19 protein-coding genes and 1 tRNA gene are annotated in these 17,713 nt (G+C 67.7%); 17 read left to right on the forward strand and 3 right to left on the reverse strand.

The genetic code is table 11. The features are described from left to right. The first annotated feature begins 10 nt into the window (after positions 1–10). From ACWD02_RS15910 to ACWD02_RS15975, 14 genes are all read left to right on the forward strand, one after another. Entirely contained in the window at positions 11–4,870 is a 4,860-nt protein-coding gene (locus ACWD02_RS15910) for an aggregation-promoting factor C-terminal-like domain-containing protein (protein WP_451210074.1), read from the forward strand. Between the two features lie 3 nt (positions 4,871–4,873). Beyond that, positions 4,874–7,108: a hypothetical protein gene (locus ACWD02_RS15915; RefSeq protein ID WP_451210077.1), complete on the forward strand. Its 2,235-nt coding sequence runs from the start codon at positions 4,874–4,876 to the stop codon at positions 7,106–7,108. A 3-nt stretch (positions 7,109–7,111) separates the two neighbouring features. Beyond that, positions 7,112–8,203, forward strand: a complete 1,092-nt coding sequence (locus tag ACWD02_RS15920; protein WP_451210080.1) for a DUF5047 domain-containing protein — start codon at positions 7,112–7,114, stop codon at positions 8,201–8,203. Then, positions 8,200–8,868, forward strand: a complete 669-nt coding sequence (locus tag ACWD02_RS15925) for a hypothetical protein (protein WP_451210083.1) — start codon at positions 8,200–8,202, stop codon at positions 8,866–8,868. Before ACWD02_RS15920 ends, ACWD02_RS15925 begins: the two co-directional genes overlap by 4 nt. Before the next feature lie 10 nt (positions 8,869–8,878). Further along, a complete protein-coding gene (locus ACWD02_RS15930) occupies positions 8,879–9,091 on the forward strand; it encodes a hypothetical protein (RefSeq protein WP_451210086.1) in 213 nt (70 codons plus the stop codon). Continuing rightward, positions 9,091–9,711 (forward strand): hypothetical protein, encoded by a 621-nt coding sequence (locus ACWD02_RS15935; protein ID WP_451210089.1) that lies wholly within the window; start codon positions 9,091–9,093, stop codon positions 9,709–9,711. Before ACWD02_RS15930 ends, ACWD02_RS15935 begins: the two co-directional genes overlap by 1 nt. A gap of 63 nt (positions 9,712–9,774) precedes the next feature. Further along, complete coding sequence (locus ACWD02_RS15940) at positions 9,775–10,206, forward strand: hypothetical protein (RefSeq protein ID WP_451210093.1); 432 nt, start codon at positions 9,775–9,777, stop codon at positions 10,204–10,206. A gap of 15 nt (positions 10,207–10,221) precedes the next feature. Beyond that, a complete protein-coding gene (locus tag ACWD02_RS15945; protein WP_451210096.1) occupies positions 10,222–11,160 on the forward strand; it encodes a peptidoglycan recognition protein family protein in 939 nt (312 codons plus the stop codon). A gap of 6 nt (positions 11,161–11,166) precedes the next feature. Continuing rightward, on the forward strand, positions 11,167–11,484 hold the full coding sequence (locus tag ACWD02_RS15950; RefSeq protein ID WP_451210099.1) for a hypothetical protein: 318 nt from the start codon (positions 11,167–11,169) through the stop codon (positions 11,482–11,484). After that, entirely contained in the window at positions 11,485–11,907 is a 423-nt protein-coding gene (locus tag ACWD02_RS15955) for a hypothetical protein (RefSeq protein ID WP_451210102.1), read from the forward strand. It begins immediately after the preceding gene. Beyond that, entirely contained in the window at positions 11,904–12,257 is a 354-nt protein-coding gene (locus ACWD02_RS15960; RefSeq protein WP_451210104.1) for a hypothetical protein, read from the forward strand. The genes ACWD02_RS15955 and ACWD02_RS15960 overlap by 4 nt, the downstream gene beginning before the upstream one ends. 16 nt (positions 12,258–12,273) lie before the next feature. Beyond that, a complete protein-coding gene (locus ACWD02_RS15965; protein WP_451210107.1) occupies positions 12,274–12,429 on the forward strand; it encodes a hypothetical protein in 156 nt (51 codons plus the stop codon). 211 nt (positions 12,430–12,640) lie between these two features. Then, positions 12,641–12,718 (forward strand) — tRNA-Ser (locus tag ACWD02_RS15970). Between the two features lie 101 nt (positions 12,719–12,819). Beyond that, positions 12,820–14,478, forward strand: a complete 1,659-nt coding sequence (locus ACWD02_RS15975; RefSeq protein WP_451210110.1) for a TROVE domain-containing protein — start codon at positions 12,820–12,822, stop codon at positions 14,476–14,478. A gap of 68 nt (positions 14,479–14,546) precedes the next feature. Here the strand turns inward: ACWD02_RS15975 and ACWD02_RS15980 are convergent, their stop codons facing one another. From ACWD02_RS15980 to ACWD02_RS15990, 3 genes are all read right to left on the reverse strand, one after another. Next, positions 14,547–15,053 (reverse strand): hypothetical protein, encoded by a 507-nt coding sequence (locus ACWD02_RS15980; RefSeq protein WP_451210113.1) that lies wholly within the window; start codon positions 15,051–15,053, stop codon positions 14,547–14,549. Between the two features lie 294 nt (positions 15,054–15,347). Beyond that, positions 15,348–15,566, reverse strand: a complete 219-nt coding sequence (locus ACWD02_RS15985; RefSeq protein ID WP_451210115.1) for a hypothetical protein — start codon at positions 15,564–15,566, stop codon at positions 15,348–15,350. Continuing rightward, a complete protein-coding gene (locus ACWD02_RS15990; RefSeq protein ID WP_451210118.1) occupies positions 15,566–15,889 on the reverse strand; it encodes a hypothetical protein in 324 nt (107 codons plus the stop codon). Before ACWD02_RS15990 ends, ACWD02_RS15985 begins: the two co-directional genes overlap by 1 nt. 153 nt (positions 15,890–16,042) lie before the next feature. Between ACWD02_RS15990 and ACWD02_RS15995 the strand changes: the two genes are divergently transcribed. Genes ACWD02_RS15995 through ACWD02_RS16005 form a run of 3 tightly spaced genes read left to right on the forward strand, consistent with a single transcriptional unit; the run spans position 16,043 to position 17,713 of the window. After that, positions 16,043–16,429 (forward strand): hypothetical protein, encoded by a 387-nt coding sequence (locus ACWD02_RS15995; protein ID WP_451210121.1) that lies wholly within the window; start codon positions 16,043–16,045, stop codon positions 16,427–16,429. A 1-nt stretch (position 16,430) separates the two neighbouring features. Next, positions 16,431–16,700 (forward strand): hypothetical protein, encoded by a 270-nt coding sequence (locus ACWD02_RS16000; RefSeq protein ID WP_451210124.1) that lies wholly within the window; start codon positions 16,431–16,433, stop codon positions 16,698–16,700. Then, positions 16,697–17,713: a tyrosine-type recombinase/integrase gene (locus tag ACWD02_RS16005; protein ID WP_451210126.1), complete on the forward strand. Its 1,017-nt coding sequence runs from the start codon at positions 16,697–16,699 to the stop codon at positions 17,711–17,713. The genes ACWD02_RS16000 and ACWD02_RS16005 overlap by 4 nt, the downstream gene beginning before the upstream one ends.

The raw sequence follows: 17,713 nt of genomic DNA on the forward strand, positions 1-17,713 counted from the left end.
GAGGCTCCTCGTGGCGATCCAGGTCGGCAGCGTCGAAGTCGATGTCATCCCGAACACTCAGGGCATCTACAGCCGGCTGCGTGCCGGGCTGGTGCCTGCGGCGACACGTGCCGGTGAGGATGCGGGTAACGCGGCCGGTCGCTCGTTCGGTCCGGCGATGCAGGCGCAGGTCGGCAACGTCGGTCTGACGATCGGCGAGCAGATCGGGCAGCAGATCGCCAACCGGATCACGTCCGCCCTGCGTGATGCGATCCGTGACGGCGTCACGCAGGGCGGGCGCACCGCTCGTCCGTCGGCTGTCCGGCAGGGCGATGACACGGCGGGCGCCTTCTCGCGAGCGATGAAAACCCATCTGCAGGCGGCATTCCGGTCGCTGCCGAAGCTGCAGATCGGCGCCGACACCTCTGAGGCGGACTCGGATCTGCAGGCGCTGCGGTTCCGTATGGAGACGCTGGCGGACAAGCGCATCGGCATCGACATCTCCGCTGCCGAGGCGAAGGCTGAGATCCGGGCGATCGAGGCTGAGCTGACTCGTCTCGGAGCGAAGCACCCGAATGTTCAGGTGCGTGCGGACACCGCTACGGCGCTGACTCAACTTGCGGCCGTGCGGACAGCGATTGCTGCGGTGGACGGCAAGAGGATCAACATCCGCACCGATGTCAGTACCGCTCAGGCGGTCGCCGCCCTGTTCCAGCTGACGGTGGCTCTAGGTGCTGTCGCCGCGATCCCTGCCATCCCGATCCTCGCGGCGGGTATCGGTTCTATTGCCTCGGCGGCTGTTGCCGCCGGGGCTGGCGTTGGCGCGCTCGCAGCCGTCGCCATCCCGGCTTTCGTCGGGATCGCCGGGGCTCTTCAGGCTCAGAAGACCGCGCAGGATGCGGCGGCCACTGCGGCTATCAAGGGCGGTCAGGCCAACGGCCAGGGCGCTTCGAAGGCGCTGCAACTGGCGGGCGCCCAGCAGTCTCTGGCATCAGCGCACCGCAATGCCGCACGGCAGATCGGGCAGGCCGAGCAGGCTGTCGGCGACGCGGTGCGCTCGTCGGCGGAGGCGAACCGGCAGGCTTCCCAGCAGGTGCGGGCGGCGAAGCAGTCGCTGGCGGATGCGGCGCAGCAGGCCGCGGACCGGCAGCGGGATGCCGCCGAGCGTGTGGCGCAGGCCGAGGACTCTCTCGCGGATGCGCAGCGCACGGCCCGGCAGGCTCAGCAGGATCTCACCCAGGCCCGTAAGGACGCCGTCGCCGAACTCGCCGAGCTGTCCAACCGGCTGGCGGACGCGCAGTTGTCGGAACGGGATGCCGCGCTGTCGGTGCAGGAGGCCCAGGCCCGGCTGCGGGCGACGCAGGCCGCCGGGTCGAAGGCGACCGTCCTGGAGCAGCAGCGCGCTCAACTCTCCTACGACCAGGCCCTGCAGCGGCTTAAGGAGCAGCAGGCCGAGACGAAGCGGCTGACCGGCGAGAAGAAGGCCGCCGATAAGGCCGGCGTCGAGGGTTCGGAGACCGTCCGGAGCGCTCAGGAGCGGCTTGCTGCCGCCGAACGCGGGGTGTCCGAGCAGCAGAAAGCGCTCGGCAAGAGCCGTATTGAGGCGGCCCGGCAGCAGGTTCAGGGGCAGCAGGACATCGCGGCGGCGCAGGAAAAGGTTGCCGAGTCGCAGCGCAACGTCGTCCGGGTTCAGGAGGACGGGGCTCGCTCGGTGGCGCGGGCTCAGGAGTCGCTGGTGGCCGCGCAGCAGTCGGCTGCCGACTCGATCGCGAGTGCTCAGCGTCAGATTGCCTCCGCGTCGCAGCAGGCGGCCGGGGGCGTCGATCAGGCTGCTGTCGCACAGGCCAAATACCAGGAAGCGCTGAACAAGCTCACTCCGTCAGCGCGGTCGACCTTCGACGCGTTCGTCAGTCTGAAGGGTGCGTTCGGCGACTGGTCGAAGTCGCTACAGCCGCAGGTCATGCCCATCTTTACGCGTGCCCTGAACGGGCTGAAGAACAGCCTGCCGGGGCTGACGCCGTTCGTGAAGGCCGCGGCCGACGCGATCGGTGAGCTGCAGGACCGGGCATCTCGCGGCTTCAAGTCGGAGGGCTGGAAGGAATTTAAGACCGATCTTGCCGGTGCCGTGCGTCCCGCGATCATCGGGATGGGTGTCGCCTTCGGGAACCTGTTCAAGGGCATGGGCGGCATCGTCCAGGCCTTCCTGCCGCACATGGACTCCATCAGCTCGCGGATGCAGGCCATCACGGGCCGCTTCGCGAACTGGGGCACCGGCCTGAAGGGGTCCCCGGCTTTTGAGCGGTTCCTGGCGTACACGGCCGAGAACGGGCCGATCATGGCCAAGTCGCTCGGCGACATCAGCTCCGCCTTCTATCAGGTGGGCAGGGCTCTGTCTCCGCTGTCGGGTCCGATCCTGGAGATCCTCGGCTCGCTGGCCCGCGGTCTCGCGTCGATCGCGGAGAACCTGCCGTGGCTGATCCAGAGCATGTACCTCGCCTACATCGCGACGAAGCTGTGGACCATCGCGATGTTCCTGTTCAACGCGGTCATGAAGGCCAACCCGCTGGTACTGCTGGGCTTGGCGATCGTCGCCGTCGTCGCTGGCGTCATCTACGCCTACAAGCGCTTCTCCTGGTTCCGCGAGGGCGTTCAGGCGGCCTGGTCCGGCATCCGGACGGCCGCCTTGGCTGCCTGGAATGGGTTCCTGAAGCCGACGTTCGACAAGATCGTCGGCGGAGCGCAGACGGTGGGCCGCTGGGGGATGTGGCTGTGGCGCAACGCGATCAAGCCCGCGTTCGACGGGATCTCTCTGGCTGCACGCATCTTGATCGGCGTCATTGCGGTCATTCTCATCGCACCCCTGGTGATCGCCTTCAAGGCGGCGGGTGCCATCGGGAAGTGGCTGTGGAAGGTGGCGATCGGGCCCGCTTTCCGCGGGATCGGCGCGCTGGGCAAGTGGCTGTACGAGAAAGCGATCAAGCCCGCTTTCGACGGGATCGCTGCGGCGGGGCGGTGGCTGTACAACAACGCGATCAAGCCTGCGGCGGACGGTATCGCTGCTGCCTTCCGGTTCGTCGGCCGCATCGGATCGTGGCTGTACCGGACGGCCCTGCGGCCCGCGTTCCGAGGCATCGCCGACGTCGGGCGGTGGCTGTACCGCTCCGCGATCAAGCCTGCTTTCGACGGGATCGCGAGCCGGGCGAAGTGGTTGTACGAGAAGGCCCTGCGGCCCGCCTTCAACAAGATCAAGGAGGCTGTCCGTCTCGTCGGCAAGGGCTTCGACACATGCCGGAAAGCCATCGGCGTCGCCTTCGGCAAGATCAAGGGCATCGTCAAGGAGCCCGTCAACTTCGTAATCAAATGGGTGTACACGAAGGGCATCAAGGCGGTCTGGGACAAGGTCGCAGGATTCGTCGGCCTGAAGAAGCTCCCGGACGGGCCCAAGCTCCTCGCGGCAGGCGGCACGGTCGGCAACGGCTTCGGCCCGGCCAAGCCGATGAAGGTGAACCGGCCGACGGCAATCGTCGGCGAGGGGCGCAGCCAGTACCCCGAGTACGTCATCCCGACCGATCCGAAGTACCGCAGCCGGGCACAGGCATTGCACGCTGCGGCGGGCACCAAGTTGATGGCCAAGGGCGGCATCCTCGGTCCGCTCGACGGGGCGTGGGACTGGACGAAGGACACCGTCTCCGATGTCGTCGGCAAGGGCATCGACTGGGCGAAGACTGGCGCTGACCTGCTGACGAACCCCTCCAAGATCTGGACGAAGTTGGTCAAGCCGATCGTCGGGAAGATCTCCAAGGGGGTGAGTGTCGCAGGCAAGTTCGGCACCGCGATCGGCAAGTACCCGCTGAAGATGATCTCTGGCCTGAAGGACAAGATCGTTCAAGCGGTGAGCAGCATGTTCGCCGGAGGTGGAGGCGGCGGGGAATGGGCCAAGCCCGTCAATGCCAAGTACGGCACCCGGTTCGGTAAGCGCGGCTCCATGTGGTCCTCCGGCTACCACACCGGCCTCGACTTCCCGGCTCCCACCGGTACGACGATCCGCGCCGTCAACGACGGCACGATCAGCCAGGTCGCCTCGGGTGGCCCCTACGGCAAGCACGTCCAGATCAACCACGGCGGCGGCCTGTCCAGCTTCTACGCGCACATGTCGTCGATGGTCGCCAAGATGCACAAGCACATCAACCGAGGTCGACCCATCGGGAAGGTCGGCTCCACCGGCAACACGACCGGCCCGCACCTGCACCTGGAGGCCCGCCGCAAGGGAAAGCCGGTCGACCCGATGCCGTTCCTCACCGGCGGAAGCGGCGGATTCACCGCCCAGGCTGTCGGTGCAGCACAGCGGTACGCCAAGTCGATCCTCAGCAACTACGGATGGGGACCGAGCCAGTTCGGGCCGCTCAAGAAGCTCTGGAACGGCGAGAGCGGCTGGCGCTGGAACGCGCTGAACCGCAGCTCTGGGGCCTACGGCATTCCGCAATCACTCCCCGCGTCGAAGATGCGGTCTGCGGGAGCCGACTACCGGACCAACGCCAAGACCCAGATCCGATGGGGCCTGAACTACATCAAGAAGCGCCCGGACTACGGGTCTCCAGCACGCGCCTACTCGAAGTGGCTGTCCCGCAGCCCGCACTGGTACGACCAAGGCGGATACCTCGAGCCCGGCCTCAACTTGGCCTACAACGGCACCGGCCGCCCGGAGCCCGTCTTCACGTCGACACAGGCCAACGCCCTGACACGGCTCGCTCTCTCGCCCACGGCGGGCGGGGGAGGGGAGTTCACCGGCGACCTGTACCTCGACTCCGGGCAGTTCCTCGGTCACGTCCGCGGCGAAGTGCAGCAGACCATGTCCGAGCTCACCACCACGCTGACCGCAGGCCGGAGGTGAGACGTGCCGATCCCCGGGAATCTGCTGTCGCCCACGACCGAGTCGGTCGACCCGAACACCTCCGGCTGGGTCAGCAAGCTCAACGCGACGATCGCCAAAGGGACGGGTGGGCGGAACGGCGACGGCTGCCTCGTCGTCAAGAGCGTGGCGGCGGGCGAGATGCAGGCCCGCACCGTCTCCTCCTACCCCGTCACCGCAGGCACGACGTACCAGGCGTTCGCCGACGCTGCCGGGGTCGTCCCCGAGCGGATCGGCATCCGCTGGCTGTCATCGACCAGCACCGAAATCTCGGTGACCTGGTCGCTCGTCACGCTGGCGGCATCCAGCGGATGGCACCGGGTCGGCGTCGCGGGGATGGCGCCGGCGGGGGCGACGCAGGCGCAGGTTCTGCTGTCGTCGACTCCGGCCGCCGGGCTGGTCAACCAGTACTGGGAGAACTGCTATTTGGGGCTGCCGATCCGCACGACCGGCAACCTCTTCGCGTTCGGCACAGAGTCCGCGGAGATCGACGCATCGGGATGGACGGCCGAGGTCAACGCCGGGGTATCCCGGCAGGTCCCGGTAGCCGCGTGGGCGGTCGACAATTATCTGGCGGGCGGTCACACGATCGCGGTCACCGCGACCGGAGCAGGCAACGCCGCCGCGGTGTCGACGGACCGGCCCGCCGTCACGCCGGGCACCGATTACCTGGCTTACGCCTACCTCAACCCGCCCACGCTGCTGGCGGACTGCTGGATTGAGCTCCGCTATTACGACGCCAACGGCAACCAGATCTCCGCCACCCGCTCCACGCTCGTCTCCCCGATGCCGGGCTCGGGCTGGTACCGGCAGCGCGCCTCCGCCATCGCACCCGCCAACGCCGCGACCTGCGGCGTCGCGGCGGGCGTCAACGGCGCGTCGGCCGGGCAGGTGCTGCGACTCGAAGGAGTCGTCGTCGCAGTCGCACCGGTACTCCAGGCCGGGACCGTACTCCCGTATGCGGACGGCAGCTTCGAGCAGGGTGTCGCCGGGTGGACACGGCCCTCCGGGGTGGCGGTCATCGGTCGCTCTACGCCGTGGGGCCTGGTCGCCTTTGACGGCTCGTACTCTCTGTCGGTCACGTCGGCGACAGCCACGGCCAGCGTCGTCAGGTCGGCGAAGTTCGCAGCTCCGGGCGGCGCGGGCACCAGCTATAGGGCGCAGATCCTCGCCACCCTCGGCGCGGGCTCGTGGACCGTGAACGTGAAGGTCCGCTGGTACTCGGCGGCAGATGTCGATCTCGGTACGACCGGCGGCACCAACTACACGTTCCCCGGCGCTTCCTGGTACGCGATGACGACCGACGCCAGCGTGCCCGCCACCGCCACGCAGGGGGCGATCGAACTCACCCTCACGGCAGGCGCCACCAGCTCGGCGATGTACATCGACGTCGCCTCCTTGTGGCTGGCCCAGCCGCTCACCGCCGTCACCGTGGTCGAGGAGTCCGCCAGCATCACGCTGACGCTGCGGGAACTCGCCGTCGGCCAGTCGATCAGCGTCTACCGCGAGGGCTCCGACGGCATCCGCACCCTGGTGCGCGGACCGGCCGGACTTCTCGACCGGACCCGCATCACCTCCGACCTGATGGTCATCGAGGACTACGAGGCGCCCCTCGGTGTCCCCGTGACGTACCGGATCGAACTCTGGCCGGACGGCGCCACCACCCCGGCAACCCGCACCTCCGACACCGTCACCATCCCAGTCGGAGACCTCAACCTAGCCTGGCTGAAAGATCCCGGAAACCCGCAGCGCAACATGCAGGTGATGGTGCAGCGGGCGCCCGACTGGCAGCGGCCCATCGAGCAGGCGGTCTACCGGGTCAAAGGCCGCCGCAACGCCGTGACCCACAGCGATGTCCGCAGCGGTCTCGAAGGTGACCTTGCCGTCTGGACCCGCTCCGACGACGAACGCAGGGCGCTGAACTGGCTGCTGGACTCCGGGAACGTCCTGCTCTGGCAGGCAGTCCCCGGCATGGGCGTCGACGACATGTACGTCAGCGTCGCCCTCGTTCCGGAAGCCCGCGTCGGCGGCACCGCTATGGAGCCCTGGCGGGCCTGGACCCTGCCCCTCACGCAGACCGACATGCCCGTCACGACGGGGCTCAACGGGTCTGCGGGCCGCACCTGGCAGGACGTGCTCGCGGAATTCGACACCTGGGCGGACCTCCTCACCACGTATGCCACGTGGGAGGACGTCCTCCTCGACCGCCGGATGGGGTGATCGATGTACCCCGTCTCTGACCGGTTCCTGCCGCGCCTCGCCGAATCCCACACCCCCGCCTACGAAGTGAAGCTCTTCAAGACCGACGGCAGCGTGGTCACGCTCGAGCACACGGGCGGGTCGGTGCCGGTGGACCGGGGGCAGGCGATCCGCCGCACCTGCTCCGTCACCTCGGCGGACGTCTCCCTGATCCCGCGAACCCCCAACGATCAGCTAGCCACCTATGGGGCCCGGCTGCGGATCGCCCGCGGCGTCACCTACGGAGACGGCTCCCAAGAGCTCGTACCCGTCGGGGTCTTCCGCCTCGACGGCGTCGACGGCGACCCGACCGACGGGCCGGTCACACTGACGGGCAAGTCGCTGGAAGCGTGCATCGTGGACGACAAGTTCTATGAGCCGTACAAGGCCACCGGAACCGTCGTCGGCGCCGCCACCGCACTCATCCAGCGCTCCCTGCCGGACGCCGACGTCATCAGCCTCATCGAAGACAGCCCCATCGGGGCAAGGACGTTCGACGTCGAAGCCGACCCCTGGGCCGGTGTTCAGGAGATCGTCGCGGCGGCCGGAGCCGAGTGCTACACCAACGCCGACGGAGTGTTCGTCATCGCGGCGTTGCCAGAACTACTGGCAACACCCGCAGTGTGGGAAGTCGCCGCAGGCGAGGGCGGCGTCTACGTCCAGGGCAGCCGCGGGATGAGCGCCGACAAGGTCCACAACGGCATCCTGGCCCGCGGCGAGAACACCGAGGAGAACGTGCCGCCGGTCGAGTACTTGGCCACGGACAACGACATCAACTCACCCACGTACTGGGGCGGCCCGTTCGGCAGGCGGCCGGACTTCTACAGCTCCAGCACGCTGACCACGGTCAACGCCTGCGCGCAGGCCGCCAACCTGAAGCTGATCGCCGGGAAGGCCCCCAACGCATCCGGTGACTTCAGCAGCTTGCCGAATCCGGCGTTGGAGTGCGGCGACGTTATCCGAGTCATCCATCCCGACGGCACCCGCGAGCTCCACCAGGTGCAGAGCTTCTCCGTGCCGTTGGACACCGGCGGCGACTTCCCGATCACGACGATCGCGGCGAAGGAGGACTCGTGAAGTCCAACTTCGGCACCGTCCGCCAACTCGCCGACGCCCTCCAGCAGCAAGCCGTCAACGCGGGCGCCACCGCTACCAGCGTGCGCGGCTCGGACTGGCGGCTCGCCACCGTCCAGACCGTCAACGCAGGCGGCACCGTCGTCACGGACGACGGCATCACGGTGCGGCAGATGGAGACGTACACGCTGCCGCAGGTCGGCGACGTCATTGCCATCACGCAGTCGAGCAGCGGCAACTGGCTGGCGTGGGGGCGCACCAGCAACGGCGATCCAGGGTGGACGGCGACGACGCTCGGCACCGGATACACGCAGGGCAACACCACCACCCAGGGCAACAACAACGGTGCCATCCGCTACCGCCGCGTCGCCCACCTAGGCGGCTGGTGGATGGAGTGGGACGGAGGCGCCACCCGCGCCAACGGCGCCCAGACCGCCAACATCCTGTCCGCCGCCCTCGCCGCCGACTTCCGGCCCGCCGCCCGTGCGTCCTTCGTCGCCGCCCGGAACGCGACCTCGATCTCTGGGGTCGCGCTGAGTACGTCTGTCGTCCACAGCGTGAAGGTTGACTTCGACTCGGACGGCACGGTCTCCCTCATCTCCGCAGCGGCCGGCGCGACAGAAACCAACTGGTTCAGCCTCAAAGGCATCCGCTACCCGCTCGACTGAAAGGGTCAGCATGGCCACCCCTGCCATCTACCGGATAGTCGTCAACGGCGGCGAATCCACCATCGAACTGTCCCTTTCCGAGGGCGACTACTCGCCTGTCACCGACACCGACATGCCCGCCCTCGTCTGGGAGCTGGCCAGGGCGGTCGCGGACGTCGAGGGCGCCACCGCCGTCACCGTCCACCGGACCTCGCCGGTGACCACAGCTGTCCTGGAGGTCTGATGCCGATCACAGATGACTACGGTCAGAGCGTCCAGATAGCTGCCCTCACCGACGCTCCCGACGCCGGGAAGCTCGCCAAGGACATCGTCAACGCGATCGTGCAGCGCGGTGTCATGCGCTTCGCTTCCGCCTCGGGCCGGGCCGCCGCCCTCGCCGGCGTCGCGGCCCCTGTTGAGGGGATGATGACCTGGCTCCAGGACGTCAACCGGCTCGACGTGTACGACGGTTCGGGGTGGGTGGCCGTGTCGACGGGCGCCTCCGCTTGGACGACGATCAACCTTGCGTCCGGCTTTCAGCAGAACGGCAACAGCAACGGCACGCTTCAGTACCGGCTGCTGAACATTTCCGGTGAGGAATCCCTCCAACTGAGAGGGGCGGTCGGCCGGTCGTCCTGGCCGTCGACGCCAGCAGGCAGCTACATCATCAACACCACGGCCCTGCCGTCGATCGTCCGCCCGGCGACACTGCGCACGGTCACGATCCCGTGCAGCGATATCGCCTCCGACCGCATCGCCCTCAAGTTGGATGTACAGACGGACGGATACCTGCAGGTGTACGGCACCGGAAGCGGTGTGAAGCCGCCCTGGATCGGCTTCAACGGCACCATCGTCAGCCTCTGACCAGCCTGAATGTAGTCTCGCCACGCCCCTTTAGCCGGGGCTCTTTTCATGTTCGGAGGCGCCGTGGCCACCGCGTGCAAGCTCTACCGCGCCGACAAACCGCAGTTCATTCAGCCGGACACCTGGACGCTGCTCACGTTCGAGCGGGTCATCACCAACGACCGCAGCATGGCCCGCAAGCTGTCGCTGATCCAGCCGCCGTTCAACGGGGACTTCATCTGGTCCCGCAACCTGCGCTGGGCAGCGATCGAGATCCCTGAAGGCGACCTGCGGCCACGGCAGTTCATGTCCCGCTTCATCCGCGACCCCCACGGCGATCGCGACGACACCGGCGCCGCCGACCACCCCGCCACCCCCGGCCGCAGCTGGGAAACCACCACCTGGCAATTCCATGGCGAAGCCAACCAACCGGTCGGCGTCGAGGTCTGGCACGACCACCACGAACCCTGGCCCGTCGAACACGCCCAATTCGTCGCCACCACCTGGGACTACTAGAAGAAGGGGGCGGCCATGGCCTGGTATCCGGGCGCCGTCAAGATGGAACTGCAGCCGGAGAGCGACCAGCAGGCCGCCATCAAGCCGACGCAGTTCATCGTCCACTCGATCATCGCGCCGTGGACAGCTCGCCGAACCTACGAGTACTGGCGAGACTCCACCAACCTCGAGTCCCACTTCGGCGTCGACTACGAGGGCACCGTCGGCCAGTACATCGGCACCCAGACCCGCGCCGACGCCAACGCCGGCGCCAACCGGCGGGCTGACGGCACGGGCGCAGTCTCGGCCGAGACCGCCTCGAACACGGCCGGCTCGGACCCATGGAACAGCAAGCAGATCGAAGACCTCATCGCCATCGGTGCCTGGCTGCATAAGGAACACGGGCTGCCGCTGCGGATCTGCCGCTCCCACACCGACCCCGGATACGGCTACCACTCGATGTTCCCGCAGTGGTCGACGTCCGGCACTTCCTGCCCCGGCAAGGCCCGCATCAAGCAGTTCCGCGAGATCGTCTTCCCCAGCATCGTCGCCCGCGCCACCGGCAAGACCACTACCCCGCAGGAGGACGAAGTGCCGCACACGCTCGGCCAGTACGACGAGACCGACCGCACCATCGTCCCCGGCAAGTGGACCACCCTCTCCATCGAGGGCGTCGACCTCCTGACAGGGGCGACCGCATACCAGGCGATGGCGCAGGTCACGATAGCCATCCCCGCAGGCGACACGCTGCAGGGCCGCTTCTACCACTACCGCACGGACGGCACCCGCTGGACGGGCGGCATCACTGAACGCCAGGGCACGGCGGGCTCGACGTTCGCCGACTTCCACAACTCCGGGTCCATCAAGGCCACCGAGAAGCTCCGCTTCGAACTCGCGTACTTCCCCGCAGACCCGGCCGACAAGAAGTCCATCACCATCACCACGTCGCGCCTGCGCGGCCTCTACTGGAAGTAGAACGCCATGGATGCATCCCTCGACAAGGCCTACTGGCTCGGTCTCGCCATCAGCGTCGTCCTGCCCGTCCTCGTCGGCCTCGTCACCAAGCGCGTCACCCACGCCGGCGTAAAGGCTGTCCTCCTCCTCGCACTGTCGACGCTCAACGGCTTCCTCGTCGAACTCGCCAACCCCGGACCGGACTACGACTTCGGCACCGCGGTCATCCTGTCCCTCGTGGCCTTCGCGACCGGCGTGCTCTCGCACTTCGGACTCTGGAAGCCTGTCGGCGTCAGCGCCAAGGCACAGGCTGCCCTCGGTGGCGGCGCACCCCGGAGCGCATAAGTGCACTGCCGTGTGCTGCGGCGCCTCGCCCGCATACTCGGCCGCCGAGGCGCCATCCTCCTCTGCTACGGCACCGTCTGGGCCCTCTATGGATACGGGCAGATCGTGTCCCCGCAGCCCGACCAGCGCGGCCTCGAACCCCTCCTCTTCGTCTCCCTCGACGTGTGGGGCTGGGCCTGGGTTGCCACCGGACTCGTCGCAGTCGTCACAGCGTGGCTGCCGCAAGGCCGTGACTGGCTGGGCTTCCTCGCGCTCCCGGCCATCGTCCTACCCTGGATGGGCTCCTATCTGGCGTCCTGGATCAGCGGCGAATTCCCGCGGGGCTGGGTTGCGGCAGCGGTATGGGGCGTCATCGCCGTGCCGGTCATCGTGGTGGCCGGCTGGAGGGAGCCGCCCAAGATCAAGAGAGTGAGCAGCGCATGACGGTGGACACGTGGGTGCAGGCTGCGCTCGCTCTGGTCGGCGCGGGCGGCGGCGTGGTCGCCGCACGATCTGCCCGCCGCACCAAGAGGCAGGAGAACCGCGACGACTTCGTGGCCGTCACCGACCAGCAGGGCAAGGCCATCGAACGGCTGGAGAAGCGCGTCCAGCGGCAGGAAACCGAGGCGGAGAACCAGCGGGCGCGGATCAGCGAGCAGGACGAGGCCATCGGCTGGCTCCTCAACCGGGTCCGCGGTCTGGTCGGCTACATCCGCGGAACCGGGCTGGAGCCTCCAGCGCAGGAGCCGATGTCGGAAAGGGCCCGCAAGTACATTCACCACATCGACGGCTGAGCGAACTGGAGTTCCCATGCCCGACCCGCGCCCCATGGACCGCCGACTCGACGACTCCGCAGGCGACATGCCCAGCCTCGTCGAACTCGGCCTCGCCGAACCCCAGCCGCAACCCAGCTACGAGGGGCTCTTCCTGGAGCCGAATCCAGCTCCGGAAGGCCCGACCGATTAGCTGACGCCCCCGCCGCCTGCCTCGTGCAGGTGGCGGGGGCGTTCTTCTGTGTCTGGTGGGGAGTTGAGCCCAAACGCCATGCGCGTTACCGGATGGTGCGGGTATGGTGGTCACACAACTTCATGCACCTCCCGGTGCGCAGGGCAACCTCGGCTACTTCTTCTGGTGAATCCGCCGAACCGCCCACCTTGATCTCGGGAGGCACAGCATCGGGGGTGCCCGGTGCGCAGGCGACGGATACTTCTCCTGCTAAGAGAGAGACGCGGGTTCGAATCCCGTCCAACCCCCGCGGGGTTGGTAGCTCAGCGGCCTAGAGCGCTTTGTCTCCGCCACCGATCTGATCTCGGGCACCCCACTGCTGACCTCCCCTCCAACGTGAGGGGCTTTTTCATGGCCAGGTTCAACCAGCGCGGCAGCCGCCCCGCCGTCCACTCGCCCGTGACCACGACCGGGGAGCGGACCGTCACCTACGAGGGCGCCACAGGGCACCTCCGGGACGCCCACTCCGAGCTCTTCTTGCTCGCCGTCTCCAACTTCGTCGGCAAGGACGTCTTCTACGAGAAGGGCGGCGACCGTGACGATCGGTACACGCAGCTCGTCCGTCAGCTGGCCGTAGAGGACCCCGAGTGGACGGCCAGCCTGCTCGGCTGGCTGCGCAGCGAGGGCAACATGCGATCGGCCGCCCTGGTGGGCGCGGCCGAGTTCGTGTGGGCCCGACTCGACGCGACACGCAACGCCATGGCGCCCACCGACGGAACCTTCGACGCGGGCTGGAATCGCCGCGTCATCGACTCAGTCCTCCAGCGCGCCGACGAGCCGGGGGAGATGCTCGGCTACTGGACCAGCAAGTACGGCCGCAAGCTGCCCAAGCCCGTGAAGCGCGGCATCGCCGACGCCGTCCAGCGCCTGTACACGGAACGAGCGCTCCTCAAGTACGACACCGATTCCAAGGGCTACCGGTTCGGCGACGTCCTCAACCTTGTCCACGCCGCACCCGCCGACGGCAAGGCCTGGCAGGGCGACCTCTTCAAGCACGCCCTCGACCGGCGCCACGGCGGAGAAGACGAGATACCGACAACCCTGAAGACGCTCCGTCGCAGAGACGAACTGGCAGCCTGGCCGATCGAAGACCGTCGGAAGATGGTGGAGCGGCACGACCTGGCGCCCACGCTCGAAGCTGCTGGCATGACGTGGGAGGCCCTGGCCGGCTGGCTACAGGGGCCGATGGACGCCGCGGCGTGGGAGGCGGTCATCCCGTCGATGGGCCTGATGGCCCTCGCGCGAAACCTGCGGAACTTCGACGAGGCTGCAGTCTCCGACGAGGTCGCTACCCAGATCTGCGCCCGGTTCGCCGACCCGGAACAGGTCGCCAAGTCCCGCATGTTCCCGTTCCGCTGGTGGGCCGCCTACAAGCACGCCCCGTCCCTGCGCTGGGCGCACGCCCTCGAGCAGGCCCTCGGCCACTCGCTCGCCAACGTGCCGCGCCTCAAGGGCAGCACGCTGATCCTCGTCGACCGGTCGCCGTCGATGTTCCCCGGCTACTTCTTCTCGACGCAGAACAGGTCGGACATCACGCTCGCCGAACAGGCTGCCGTGTTCGGTGCCGCACTTGCCTTGCGCGCCGAGAAGCCGACGCTCGTCGAGTTCGGCGGCGGCTCCAAGAAGCTCGACGTGGCCAAGGGTGGCAGCATCCTCAAGCACATCGAGAAGTTCGGGATGATCGACGGCACCGACATTCCGTCCGCCGTCAAGACGCACTGGTTCGCGCACGACCGCATCGTCATCGTCACCGACGAACAGACGCGCCCCGGCTGGCTGCCCTCCAACTACTTCGGTCACGGCGGCATGCGAGAGACGATGATCGACGACCTCGTGCCGAAGAACGTGCCGGTCTACATGTGGAACATGGCGGGCTACAAGCCTGGCGCCATGCCGTCAGGTGCGGCAGGGCGCCACACCTTCGGCGGGCTCACCGACCACGCTTTCCGCGTGATCCCGCTCCTGGAGTCCGGTCGCGACGCGGCCTGGCCGTGGGTGTCGACTGCCTGACCGAACGATGCCGCCCCCGCCTCCTTGCCGCTGATGCGGTGGGGGAGCGGGGGCGTTTCGCTGCACGATCAGTCCTTGATGTTCCCGGTGAACTCGGGCGGCTCTTCCGCCCCGAAGTCGTTGCTGTCTCGCTGCACACTGACGATGATCTTCCGGCCGTACCTGGTCTCCAGGGCGCTGTCGTCGGTCTTGGTCACCGTGACGCCTGCACCCAGACGCCCTTCCAGCGGATCGGATCCCCGGTCGAGCATCGCGGCCCTCGCCTCCCCGCCGTTCGTGGCGCCGTCGACCAGGGTGGACAGGCTGTCCAGCGCGAAGGGCTCCTCCGACCCATTGACCACCTTGATCTTCAGGCGGAAGTCCCGGTCTCCCGGTTCGGCCGACTCGCCCAGCTCGGAGTCGTAGTCGGTGAAGACTCGCGCCTCGACGACACTCACCTTGATCCCGTCTGGATATGTGTACGTCTCGCCGAACTTCAGGCTTGTCGCCTGGCCCTCGGTTCCGTCCCCGCCGGTGCCGGCGCCTTCCTCGGCGCAGTCGTCCATCCAGTCGGTCTGGCTGATGTCCCCGTCCATGCAGTCGACTTTCTTCGACGCTGCGCCCTCCATACCCCCGGACGTCTTCCCGTCGCCATCACGGCTGCCGCATGCGGTGAGAGTCGCCAGCAGCAGGGCCGCCGTGACCGCTGTAGCGCGAACTCGCATATGTCCCCCCAAGGTTGAGCTAGAGGGACACCGTAGGGCAGAAGCGACGAGCGGGGGAGAGGGTGCGGCGACGCGACTGCGCCCCGACCTCGCTTGAGGCCGGGGCGCAGTGCTGTGGGTAGGGTTCGGGGAGGTCCCCGCCTGTTAACGGCAGGCGGGGACCGCTCACTTCTCGTCGGCGTGGGCGGCGAGGAACAGGCCAGCCATGCCGGGGCTGTCCATGCTCACGGCCCAGCTCACCTTGGTCACGATCCACTCGCTGTAGCCGCCTGAGTGGTCCCACTCGATGATGTCGCCCTTCCTGGGGACGGCGGTCATCGGCACGATAGGGGACTCGCCATCCGGGAAGTGCAGGCAGACAGAGATTCCCTCGTTGTCGGACATCAATTCTCCTTGCTCTTGTGGTAGATCCGCCGATGCTTGGCGACACTGGCGGGCGCACCCCGGTAGCCGGGCTTGGTGGTGCACTCGTCGCACTCTTCCCAGTCCGTCTTGTCGACGGCATCTCCGGTGACCGAATGCTGGGGCCCGTATCCGTGGGCGTGGAGGAAGTGCGGAACGCTGCCCTCGTACTTGAGGGCGATGAGCGCGGACTCGGCAATCTTGTCGTGGCCCTGGGCGAAGAACTTCCCGAGGCCGACCTCACGGCCGCAGCCACACCAGCAGTTGCCGGTGGGGAGGAGACGGGGCTTGTTGTTGCTAGGCATGAACTCAAGGTAGTGCACCTTGAGTTGCAGTCAAGGGTTAACGTCAAGGCTTGGGTGAGCTAGCGCATAACGTCTCGTGGAGCACGCCGAGTTGACCATGGACGGCTCTCGATAACATGCCATATCGCGGGCGAAAAAACGGTACAATTAGCTATGGCTGACGACCTGACACTCGGAGAGATACGCAGCGAACTTCAGCGCCTCGCATCCTTGGCTTGCAGCATTGAGCGACCCAAGCCGACCCGCATCAACGGACCTGACCATCAGTGGCCCGGACGTGAGTGGGACCTCCGCGAGATGACGCCCCCGCACGGGACCAAGGACAAGGTGTGGGTGATCCGCACCCTCGACGAGCAGGACTCAGCCGACGGGCTGGTGTACGTCTCCACTCCAGAGTCCATGTATCCCGGACTGGACTTCGTCCCGCTCTACGCCTCCGACGCGCGACAGCTCGCGATGGCGCTGCTCGCAGCAGCGGACCGCGCCGATCATGAGGCGCTCGGCGTACCGCGCCTCGAAGACCGACGGAAGGCAGGCTGACGTGGCCGAGCCCTACGATCCGCTGCCGGATCTCATCGCAGAGAAGCGCCCCAACGGCGTCAGCCAGTTGAAGGACGTTGCCCGACTCGCCCTTCGCTGGCACCGTCCCACCTTGACGTGGGTCACGGATGGCGTGCGCAAGGACCCTGAGACTGACGATCTGCTCTGGCGTGCGGCGACCGTATGCGTTTGCGGTACTGGCGAGTTCCCCTGCCCTCAGCGCCAGCAGCTCACCGCGATCCTCGGCGTAGTCGAGGAGTACCAGCCGTGACCGACCTCGTCCCGCACCAGCCGGATGCGGTGCCTGCCGCCTACGACGCTGCGACGCTCGCCGTCCTGGCCGCCATGGAGAAGGCGGCCGACGAGCACCTCGACAGGATCATCCCCGACAACACCAAGCGCGGATACAAGAACGACTGGGCGCTCTGGGAAGAGTTCCACGACTGGCTCGCCGAACGCACCGGCCACCGCATGCCGTCGACCGCCGTAACCAGAGGCAACCTTGTCGGCTTCGTCGTCTGGCTCGACACCATCAAGCTCGCCGCACCCACGTCGATCGACCGGCGGATCACCGGCGTCACCGTCACCGCGCGCGGGCTCGGCGTCGAAGTCCCCAAGGCTGCGACCGTCGCCGCCCGGCAAGCCCTCAAGCCGCTGAAGAACGACCCCGAACGCATGGCGCGCGGCAGGGGCAAGGCCGCAGCCGTTACCCCCGAACAGCTCCGGCAGATGAACGCCGCCGTCGCCGACGGCCTCACCGGACTCCGCGACCGCGCCCTCTGGCTCATGGCCTTCGGAATCGCCGGACGATCCGCCGAAGTCGCCGAACTCCGTGCCGAGTCGATCGTCCACGTCAGCCAGGGCCTCGAAGTTCACGTCCCCGCCGTGAAGGGCCGCCCGCCCCGGGACGTCGTCGTCTCCTCCGGGAAGAACGCCGACACGTGCCCCGTTCGCGCCTGGCTCACCTGGCGGGCCGCAGCCGGAATCACCACCGGCCCCGCCTTCCTGCCCATCGACGTCTGGGGCCACGTGGGCGACCGGACCCTCTCCCCGGAAGCCGTCCGCGAGATCATCGCCCGCAACGCCGAACGAGCAGGCGTCGCCGTCAGGTTGACCGGACACAGCATGCGAGCCGGATTCATCACAACCAGCCGCCGAGCCGGGAAGCGCGAGGAGAAGATCCGCGAACAGTCCGGCCACGCCGACAACAGCCCCGCCTTCTGGGGCTACATCCGCGAAGCCGACAAGTGGACCGACGCCGCCAGCGAGGACATCGGACTGTGA

This window comes from Streptomyces sp. NPDC002853, assembly GCF_053591915.1.

Bases quoted from the DNA above. Each gene is read 5' to 3' on its own strand.
- ACWD02_RS15965 (WP_451210107.1), top strand. From the start codon at position 12,274: ATGCCCGACCCGCGCCCCATGGACCGCCGACTCGACGACTCCGCAGGC.
- ACWD02_RS15950 (WP_451210099.1), top strand. From the start codon at position 11,167: ATGGATGCATCCCTCGACAAGGCCTACTGGCTCGGTCTCGCCATCAGC.
- ACWD02_RS15975 (WP_451210110.1), top strand. From the start codon at position 12,820: ATGGCCAGGTTCAACCAGCGCGGCAGCCGCCCCGCCGTCCACTCGCCC.
- ACWD02_RS15935 (WP_451210089.1), top strand. From the start codon at position 9,091: ATGCCGATCACAGATGACTACGGTCAGAGCGTCCAGATAGCTGCCCTC.
- ACWD02_RS15945 (WP_451210096.1), top strand. From the start codon at position 10,222: ATGGCCTGGTATCCGGGCGCCGTCAAGATGGAACTGCAGCCGGAGAGC.
- ACWD02_RS15920 (WP_451210080.1), top strand. From the start codon at position 7,112: ATGTACCCCGTCTCTGACCGGTTCCTGCCGCGCCTCGCCGAATCCCAC.
- ACWD02_RS15995 (WP_451210121.1), top strand. From the start codon at position 16,043: ATGGCTGACGACCTGACACTCGGAGAGATACGCAGCGAACTTCAGCGC.
- ACWD02_RS15985 (WP_451210115.1), bottom strand. From the start codon at position 15,566: ATGTCCGACAACGAGGGAATCTCTGTCTGCCTGCACTTCCCGGATGGC.
- ACWD02_RS15930 (WP_451210086.1), top strand. From the start codon at position 8,879: ATGGCCACCCCTGCCATCTACCGGATAGTCGTCAACGGCGGCGAATCC.
- ACWD02_RS15960 (WP_451210104.1), top strand. From the start codon at position 11,904: ATGACGGTGGACACGTGGGTGCAGGCTGCGCTCGCTCTGGTCGGCGCG.
- ACWD02_RS15980 (WP_451210113.1), bottom strand. From the start codon at position 15,053: ATGGACGGGGACATCAGCCAGACCGACTGGATGGACGACTGCGCCGAG.
- ACWD02_RS15990 (WP_451210118.1), bottom strand. From the start codon at position 15,889: ATGCCTAGCAACAACAAGCCCCGTCTCCTCCCCACCGGCAACTGCTGG.